Origin of the sequence: Paraburkholderia piptadeniae, assembly GCF_900007165.1 — a bacterium.
Taxonomy (GTDB): domain Bacteria; phylum Pseudomonadota; class Gammaproteobacteria; order Burkholderiales; family Burkholderiaceae; genus Paraburkholderia; species Paraburkholderia piptadeniae.
On sequence record NZ_CYGY02000174.1, the window covers coordinates 461 to 1,019 of the forward strand.

Genomic DNA, 559 nt, shown 5'->3' on the forward strand with positions numbered 1-559 from the left:
CGACCCGAGATCGAGAACACGTCTTCCACCGGCATCAGGAACGCGCCATCCACCGCGCGCTCCGGCGTCGGGATGTACGTGTCCAGCGCGTCGGCCAGGTTCATGATCGCCACTTCGCCCAGCTCGCCCTTGTCGCCTTCCAGCGCCAGCTTCGCCGAACCCTTGATGATCGGCGTGTCGTCGCCCGGGAAGTCGTACTTCGACAGCAGTTCGCGCACTTCCATTTCGACCAGCTCGAGCAGTTCGGCGTCGTCGACCATGTCGCACTTGTTCAGGAACACGATGATGTACGGCACACCGACCTGACGCGCCAGCAGGATGTGCTCACGCGTTTGCGGCATCGGGCCGTCGGCGGCCGAGCACACCAGAATCGCGCCGTCCATCTGCGCGGCGCCCGTGATCATGTTCTTCACGTAGTCGGCGTGGCCCGGGCAGTCGACGTGTGCGTAGTGACGGTTCGCCGTTTCGTACTCGACGTGCGCCGTGTTGATCGTGATGCCACGCGCCTTTTCTTCCGGCGCCGCGTCGATCTGGTCGTAGGCCTTTGCTTCGCCGCCGA

At 64.4% G+C, this 559-nt stretch carries 1 protein-coding gene; it reads right to left on the minus strand.

Annotation, left to right across the window (positions count from 1 at the left end; all coding sequences use genetic code 11):
- On the minus strand, nucleotides 1-559 hold a 559-nt coding region (locus BN2476_RS49155), incomplete at both ends, for a GTP-binding protein (protein ID WP_235851251.1).